At 65.7% G+C, this 7224-nt stretch carries 7 protein-coding genes; 6 read left to right on the forward strand and 1 reads right to left on the reverse strand.

The genetic code is table 11. The features are described from left to right. The 4 genes from ACLP25_RS16400 to ACLP25_RS16415 all read left to right on the forward strand — a co-directional run. A partial coding sequence (locus ACLP25_RS16400) for a substrate-binding domain-containing protein (protein WP_442470250.1) occupies positions 1-571 on the forward strand: 571 nt, incomplete at its 5' end. Positions 572-830: 259 nt separating this feature from the next. Next, on the forward strand, positions 831-1889 hold the full coding sequence (locus ACLP25_RS16405) for a sugar phosphate isomerase/epimerase family protein (RefSeq protein WP_442470251.1): 1059 nt from the start codon (positions 831-833) through the stop codon (positions 1887-1889). A gap of 26 nt (positions 1890-1915) precedes the next feature. After that, positions 1916-3088 carry a Gfo/Idh/MocA family protein gene (locus ACLP25_RS16410; RefSeq protein WP_442470252.1) on the forward strand — a complete coding sequence of 391 codons (1173 nt, stop codon included), beginning with the start codon at positions 1916-1918 and terminating at the stop codon, positions 3086-3088. Then, positions 3088-4074, forward strand: a complete 987-nt coding sequence (locus ACLP25_RS16415; protein WP_442470255.1) for an aldo/keto reductase — start codon at positions 3088-3090, stop codon at positions 4072-4074. The genes ACLP25_RS16410 and ACLP25_RS16415 overlap by 1 nt, the downstream gene beginning before the upstream one ends. 38 nt (positions 4075-4112) lie before the next feature. On the opposite strand, the gene ACLP25_RS16420 is transcribed toward ACLP25_RS16415, so the two are convergent. Beyond that, the gene (locus tag ACLP25_RS16420; RefSeq protein ID WP_442470253.1) at positions 4113-5111 is read right to left on the reverse strand and encodes a ribonuclease Z; all 999 of its coding nucleotides are present in this window, start codon (positions 5109-5111) and stop codon (positions 4113-4115) included. A gap of 652 nt (positions 5112-5763) precedes the next feature. On the opposite strand from ACLP25_RS16420, the gene ACLP25_RS16425 reads away from it, so the two are divergent. Both ACLP25_RS16425 and ACLP25_RS16430 read left to right on the forward strand, forming a co-directional pair. After that, a complete protein-coding gene (locus tag ACLP25_RS16425) occupies positions 5764-6897 on the forward strand; it encodes an ABC transporter permease (RefSeq protein ID WP_442470254.1) in 1134 nt (377 codons plus the stop codon). Positions 6898-6923: 26 nt separating this feature from the next. Continuing rightward, positions 6924-7224 (forward strand): ATP-binding cassette domain-containing protein (locus ACLP25_RS16430; protein ID WP_442470256.1); only part of this gene is annotated, 301 nt, incomplete at its 3' end.

Here is a 7224-nt window from a genome sequence, read left to right on the forward strand (position 1 = left end):
CTACGACCTCTACGTCGGCGGCGACAATCCGGGTCTGGGCGCGTCGGCGGCCCAATTCTTCAAGAAGGCCATGCCGAACGGCGGCGACATCGTTGTGATCCGTGGCCTGCCGATCCCGATCGACAAGATGCGCGTCGACGCCTTCAACAACGGCATCAAGGGAACCAAGATCAACGTCATCGACAGCCAGTTCGGCAACTGGAGCCGCGACGACGCGTTCAAGGTCATGCAGGACTTTTTGACCAAGCATCCCAAGATCGACGCGGCCTGGGTCCAGGACGACGATATGGCGGTCGGCGTGTTCGAGGCGATCGCGCAGGCTAAGCGCACCGATATCAAGTTCGTCGTCGCCGGCGCCGGCAGCAAGGACATGGTCAAGCGCGTCATGGACGGCGACCCGATGATGCCGGTCGATGTGCTCTATTCGCCGACCATGGTCGCGGTCGCGATGGACGTGACCGCGCTCGGCCTCGAGGACGGGATACCCGTCCGGGGCGACTACATCCTCAAGGCCTCGCTGATCACCAAGGAGAACGCGAAGGACTTCTACTTCAAGGACTCGCCGTTCTGAGGCGACTTGAGCCGGACCGCGCCGTCTTGCCCTGACCTTGCCGCTTCGCGGCTTCCCTCTCCCGTAGGAGAGGGGCGTCCCCTTCCCCCCTGGGGGGAAGGTGGCCGCGCAAGCGGACGGATGAGGGCTTTCGGCGCGATTCGATCTGGATTCATCACGCTTTAGGACGACGGCCAAGACGAAGGGAGCGCGACTGTTCCGCTCCCCATCCAATGCCCCGAGGCGCGCTCAAGGCTTTGAGCGCATGGAGGTTTCAATCATGACTGGTATGGTCAAAGGTCCGGCGATATTCCTGAACCAGTTTGCCGGGGACGCGCCGCCGTTCAATTCGTTTGAGGGCATGTGCGGGTGGGCGGCTTCGCTCGGTTACAAAGGCGTTCAGATTCCGACCTGGGTCGATAGCCTGATCGACATCGGCAAGGCTGCGGAGTCTCAGACTTATTGCGATGAATTGGCTGGTACGGCGAAAGCCCATGGCCTGGCGATCACTGAACTCGCCAGTCATGTCCCGGCCCAGCTCGTCGCGGTGAACCCGGCCTATGATGAGGCCTTTGATGGTTTTGCGCCCAAGGAGGTTCGAGGCAACCCGGCCGTGCGACAGAAATGGGCGGTCGAGCATATGTTGAAGTGCGCGAAGGCTTCGAAACGCCTCGGGCTCTCGGCGCATCCGACGTTCTCCGGCGCGCTCGCCTGGCCGTTCCTCTACCCCTGGCCGCAGCGCCCGGCGGGCCTGATCGAGACAGCGTTCGAAGAACTGGCGAAGCGGTGGAAGCCGATCCTCGACGCGTTCGACGAGGCGGGCTGCGACGTCGCCTACGAACTCCATCCGGGCGAGGACCTGTTCGACGGCGCGACCTTCGAGCGGTTCCTCGACGCGGTCGGCGGCCACAAGCGTTGCGCGATCAACTACGATCCGTCGCACTTTGTCCTGCAGCAGCTCGATTACCTCGAGTTCATCGACATCTATCACGAGCGGATCAAGGCGTTTCACGTCAAGGACGGCGAGTTCAATCCGACCGGCCGGCAAGGCGTTTATTCGGGTTATGCGCCGTGGATTGAGCGGGCCGGCCGCTTCCGTTCGCTCGGCGACGGCCAGGTCGACTTCTCCGGCATCTTCTCCAAGTTGGCGCAGTACGGCTATTCGTCCTGGGCGGTGCTGGAGTGGGAATGCTGCCTGAAGCACCCCGAGGACGGCGCGCGCGAAGGCGCCGAATTCATCCAGCATCACATCATCCGCGTCACCGACAAGGCGTTCGACGATTTCGCCCGCAGCGCAATCGACAAGAAACAGATCAATCGCGCGCTCGGCCTCGACTGACGAGAAACGACTGAGGAGAAACGATAATGGCGATCGAAGGACGCAGCGACGCCAAGGCTGGCGGACGCATCCGGCTCGGCATGGTGGGCGGCGGGGAGGGCGCGTTCATCGGCGCCGTCCACCGCATCGCCTCGCGCATCGACGATGAGTACGAACTCGTCGCCGGCGCGCTGTCGTCGACCCCGGAAAAGGCGCGACGATCGGGCGAAGCGCTCGGCCTCGCCCCCGACCGCGTCTACGACGACTACGCCAGCATGGCGAAGGCGGAGGCTGGGCGCCCCGACGGGATCGAGGCGGTTTCGATCGTCACCCCGAACCACATGCACGCCGGACCAGCCATCGCCTTTCTCGAAGCGGGCATCCACGTTATCTGCGACAAGCCGCTGACCGTTTCGCTCGCCGAGGCCAAGACAATGCAGGCGGCGGTCGAGAAGTCGGGCCGCATCTTCGCCCTCACCCACAACTACACCGGCTATCCGCTGATCCGCTGCATGCGCGAGATGGTCCGCGAGGGCGATCTCGGCGTTCTCCGGCTCGTGCAGGTCGAGTATGCCCAGGACTGGTTGACCGGGCCGACCGAGAAGAGCGGCAACAAGCAGGCCGAGTGGCGCACCGATCCGAAACGTTCGGGCGCTGGCGGGGCGCTCGGCGACATCGGCACCCACGCCTTCAACCTCGCCGACTATGTGACCGGCCTCGACCTCGCCGAACTCGCGGCCGATCTCACCGCCTTTGGCGAGGGCCGGGCGCTCGATGACAACGTGCAGATCCTCATGCGCTACGCCAATGGCGCGCGCGGGGCCCTGTGGGCGAGCCAGGTAGCGCCCGGCAACGAGAACGGGCTGATGCTGCGCGTCTACGGGACCCAGGGCGGCCTCGCGTGGCGGCAGGAGAATCCGAACCAGCTCTTCTGGTCGCCGCTCAACGAACCGACCCGGATTATTACCCGCGGCGGTCCGGAATCGGGCGCGGCGGCGGGCCGGGTGACCCGCGTCCCGCCGGGCCATCCGGAAGGCTATCTCGAAGGCTTCGCCAACGTCTATTCCGAGATCGCCGCGGCCATCAAAGCCGCGCGCAGCGGCGCGAAGCCGCCCGAAGGCGTCGAGTTCCCGACCATCGAGGACGGCGTCAAGGGCCTCGCCTTCGTCGAAGCGGCGGTCAAATCGGCCAAGGCCAACGGACAATGGGTGAAGCCGTGATGCAGACACGCAAATTTGGACGGACCGGGCGCAGCGTCGGCGAGATCGGCTTCGGCGCCTGGGCGATCGGCGGGAGCTGGGGCGAGGTCGAGGAGAGCGACGCGGTCGCGGCGCTGAACGCAGCGCTCGACGCCGGCGTCACTTTTATCGACACCGCCGACGTCTATGGCGACGGGCGCTCGGAGCGGATCGTCGCCAAGGTGCTCAACGAGCGCGGTCGCGCCGGCGTCTTCGTCGCCACCAAGGCCGGCCGCCGCCTGCCGCAGCAGACGGTCGCCGGCTACACCTACCAAAACCTGAGCGGCTGGATCGACCGGAGCCTGAAGAACCTCGAGGTCGAGACGCTCGACCTCGTCCAGCTTCACTGCCCGCCGACCGACCTTTATTACCACCCCGCGGCGTTCGACGCGCTCGACCAGATCAAGAAGGAGGGAAAAATCCGCGACTACGGCGTCAGCGTCGAGCGGATCGAAGAGGCGCTGAAGGCGATCGAATATCCGGGCGTCGTCAGCGTCCAGATCATCTTCAACATCTTCCGCCAGCGGCCGGCCGGCCTCTTCTTCGAGGTCGCGAAAGAGCGCGACGTCGCGGTGATCACGCGCGTGCCTCTGGCGAGCGGCCTCTTGACCGGCAAGCTCAAGGCGGACTCGACCTTCGCCGACAGCGACCATCGCAAGTTCAACCGCCACGGCGAGGCCTTCGACGTCGGCGAGACTTTTTCTGGCGTCCCCTATGAGGTCGGCCTCGCCGCGGTCGACCGCATCCGGCCGCTCATCAAGGGCGACGCGACCATGGCTCAGTTCGCCTTGCGCTGGATCTTGATGTTCGACGCCGTGACGGTCGTCATCCCCGGCGCCAAGACTGCCGCGCAGGCGCGCGCCAACGCGCTCGCCGCCGATCTCCCGCCGCTGTCTGAGGCGGACATGGCCGTGCTGAAGGCGATCTACGACGAGGACATCAAGCCGCACGTTCACCAGAGGTGGTGAGCGACGCCTTCTGAAGAGACACTTCAGGCTTCTGGGCCCTACGCCCCCGAGAACGTCGCCATGACCTCGTTCAGGAGCCGCTCCTCCTCGCCCTGGTAGCGGGGCGAGAAATGGAACGGCTCGACTCGCCGGACCCCGGCTTCGCGCGCGATCGTTCCGGCGGCGACCGTTGTCAGATGCGCCCGGTCAGCGGCGAGATCGGCGTCGGCCGCGGCGAAAGGCGCCTCGATGAACAAAATATCGGCGCCGCCGACCAGCCGGATGATCGCGCGGCGGTTCGCCGGCGTATCGGCCGCGTCCGTCACATAGCCGATCTTCTGTCCCGGCGTCACCGTCACGGCGACCTTTAGCGCGCCGAGCGGCATGACCGTCGCCGGTCCCGATCGCGCGCCAGCCGCGATGGGAAAGTCGTCCGCCCGGTTGTCGATCAGCGCCCGCTTGAGCGTCTGGAGCCAGGGACCGACCGGCAATCCGAGTTCGCTGAGGCGAGTTTTCCACACGTTGACATGCGCCGATTCCTGGACCGCGAATGCGAGGCACGGCGCGCCATGGTCGAGAATCGCGACCGAAACCCGGAAGTTTTGACCCGCATGGAGGACGTCGCCAGACATCGAAGCTGAGCCCGCCGGCTCGATCTCGAACTTCGTCTTGAGCCGGAGCCGGCCCTTGCGGAGCGTCATGTCCGGGCCGACCTCGGTGACGTCGAACGCGAGATCGGCCGCGTAGCGGTCCGCCAGATTCCAGGTATAGGCGGCGAGCTTGTGCCGGACCTGCTCGAGAAAGCCGGCCGGACCGTAAAGACCGACCGTTTTGTCCCGGCCGACCAGAATCCGGAGCAGGCGATCGAACCCGACGAAATGATCAACGTGCGTGTGGGAAACGAACACGTGGTCGAGACGCTGGATCTTGCGCGGCGTGAGGTTGGCAATGTCGCCGAGGTCGAACATGAGCGTCGCCCGCTCGAAGATCGTCTCGACATAGAGCGCCGGATCGCCCGTGCGTCCATTGACCAGGGCAGGATGCAAGAGCGGCCGCATGGCCGGGATCTTATCGCGACTTCCGACCCAGCTGCGAGGCCCGTTAACCGTTTTGCCTGAACGATCGCGAGCGAAGCCGCTTTGGGCTTGCTTTCGCGGACACGGTTCGCCGGCCCGGCGCGTCCCCGATTCCGGCGTGGTTTGTGCCCGTTTCCTCTTCGCCGTCCCATTCCTGCGGGCCCTCCGAACCTCACCGGAAACGTCCGGTCAACCATCCGGAGAAGCCATGCGCGCACGCTCGGCCGAAGGGATTGCTGCCGAGGCCGAGCGGCGCGTGGACCGCCGGCGCCCGATTCCGTCCTCCTTTGTCCCTCGTTCCTTCGCCGGCGTCCCGCTGCGGAACACGCGTGGGGCGGCCGCCGAAACGTCATGGCAACCCTGTCTCGACGTCTCGCCGTCATTGGTGGCGGTGTCGCTTGCCTATTTCCGGCGCGCGTCGGCGATTCGCGGAGTCCGCCCGGCCAAAATTCGACTCGCCTTTTATGCGATTCGGAGTCCGTCCGCGGGAGTCGCCGATTCGTACCCGCTTTGTTTGCATACTGATCGCCGCGTCTCGCAGCGGCGCCTGCGCTGTCCGATGAGGGCGTCCGCCTCGACACCGACAAGGTCTCCGTTATAAGGGCGGCAGATCGCGTTGAACCGGAGGCGGCTGGTGTCCGTTGCGCCTTCCGTCACCCGTCAGGTCGGCGGCGACGGGCTCGTTCTTACTCTGGGCGGCGACTGGACCGTCGCCTTCAGCGCGACGCTCGAGGCGACGGCCGCGTTGCTGACCGAGCCTGCGCGTCAGGCCGCCGCCGCTGTCCTCGACCTCTCGGCCGTCGACCGCATGGACACCGCCGGCGCCTGGGTGATCGACCGGGCGCGCGTTGAACTCGCCGACACCGGAATTTCCGCCTCGTATCGCGGCGCGCGGCCGGAATATGCGCTTCTCCTGAAGGAAGCGGGCTTTACGCCGATCGTGCCGCCGAAGCCGACCCATTTGCCGACCACCGTCTCTCTGCTCAGCGCGATCGGCGAATCGGTCTATACCGCCGGCTACGACCTCGCCGAAGGCGTGAGCTTCTTCGGCGAACTGGTCGCGCTGACCTTTCGCCTGCTGCTGAATCCAATGCGCTGGCGATGGACCTCGATGACCTACCATCTCGAGATGTATTCGCTGCGCAGCGTGCCGATCATCATGCTGATCAATTTTCTGGTCGGCGCGATCGTGACCCAGCAGGGCATCTTCCAGCTCGGCCAATTCGGCGCGTCGCCCTACGCCGTCAATCTGGTCGGCGTTCTGGGCTTGCGCGAGCTTGCCGTGCTGATGACCGCGATCATGATCGCCGGCCGCACGGGGTCGGCGATCACCGCCGAAATCGGCTCGATGAGCATGCGCGAGGAGATCGACGCCTTGCGGGTGATGGCGCTCGACCCGCTGGAGGTGCTGATCATGCCGCGGCTGATCGCGCTGGTGATCGCCCTGCCGGTGCTGACTTTCCTCGCCGACCTGGCGGAGCTGGCCGGCGGCCTCATCGTGAGCTGGTTGTACGCTGGCATGATCCCGGTCGTGTTCATCGCCCGCCTTCACAGCGCCATCGCCACCGAAACCTTCGCTGTCGGCCTGATCAAGGCCCCGTTCATGGCCGCCACCATCGGGGTTATCGCCGCGGTCGAGGGCATGAACGTGCGTGGGTCGGCCGAGTCGCTCGGCCAAAACGTGACCGCCTCGGTCGTCAAGTCGATCTTCATGGTCATCGTCATGGACGGGCTGTTCGCAATGTTCTTTTCCGCGGTGAACTATTGACCGCGGCCGAGACCTCCTCGACGGCCATGCCGGACCCCTCCGAGCCCGAGGTTGTGATCCGCGTTCGCGGGCTCAAGGTGGGTTTCGGCGACCGGCTGGTCATGAATGGTCTCGACCTCGACCTCTATCGCGGCGAGGTGCTCGGCTTCGTCGGCGCGTCGGGCGCGGGCAAGTCGGTGCTGACGCGGACCATCCTCGGGCTCATTCCCAAGCAAGCCGGGACGATCGAGGCGTTCGGTCACGACCTCGACCACCTGTCGCACCAGGAACGGCTGGCGGTCGGCGAGCGCTGGGGGGTCCTGTTCCAGGAAGGCGCGCTGTTTTCCA

It is taken from the genome of Roseiarcus sp. (assembly GCF_052145395.1).
GTDB lineage: Bacteria > Pseudomonadota > Alphaproteobacteria > Rhizobiales > Beijerinckiaceae > Roseiarcus.

What these genes read in the sequence shown, in the direction of transcription:
- ACLP25_RS16405 (WP_442470251.1), top strand. Translation starts at nt 831, where the DNA reads ATGACTGGTATGGTCAAAGGTCCGGCGATATTCCTGAACCAGTTTGCC.
- ACLP25_RS16410 (WP_442470252.1), top strand. Translation starts at nt 1,916, where the DNA reads ATGGCGATCGAAGGACGCAGCGACGCCAAGGCTGGCGGACGCATCCGG.
- ACLP25_RS16415 (WP_442470255.1), top strand. Translation starts at nt 3,088, where the DNA reads ATGCAGACACGCAAATTTGGACGGACCGGGCGCAGCGTCGGCGAGATC.
- ACLP25_RS16420 (WP_442470253.1), bottom strand. Translation starts at nt 5,111, where the DNA reads ATGCGGCCGCTCTTGCATCCTGCCCTGGTCAATGGACGCACGGGCGAT.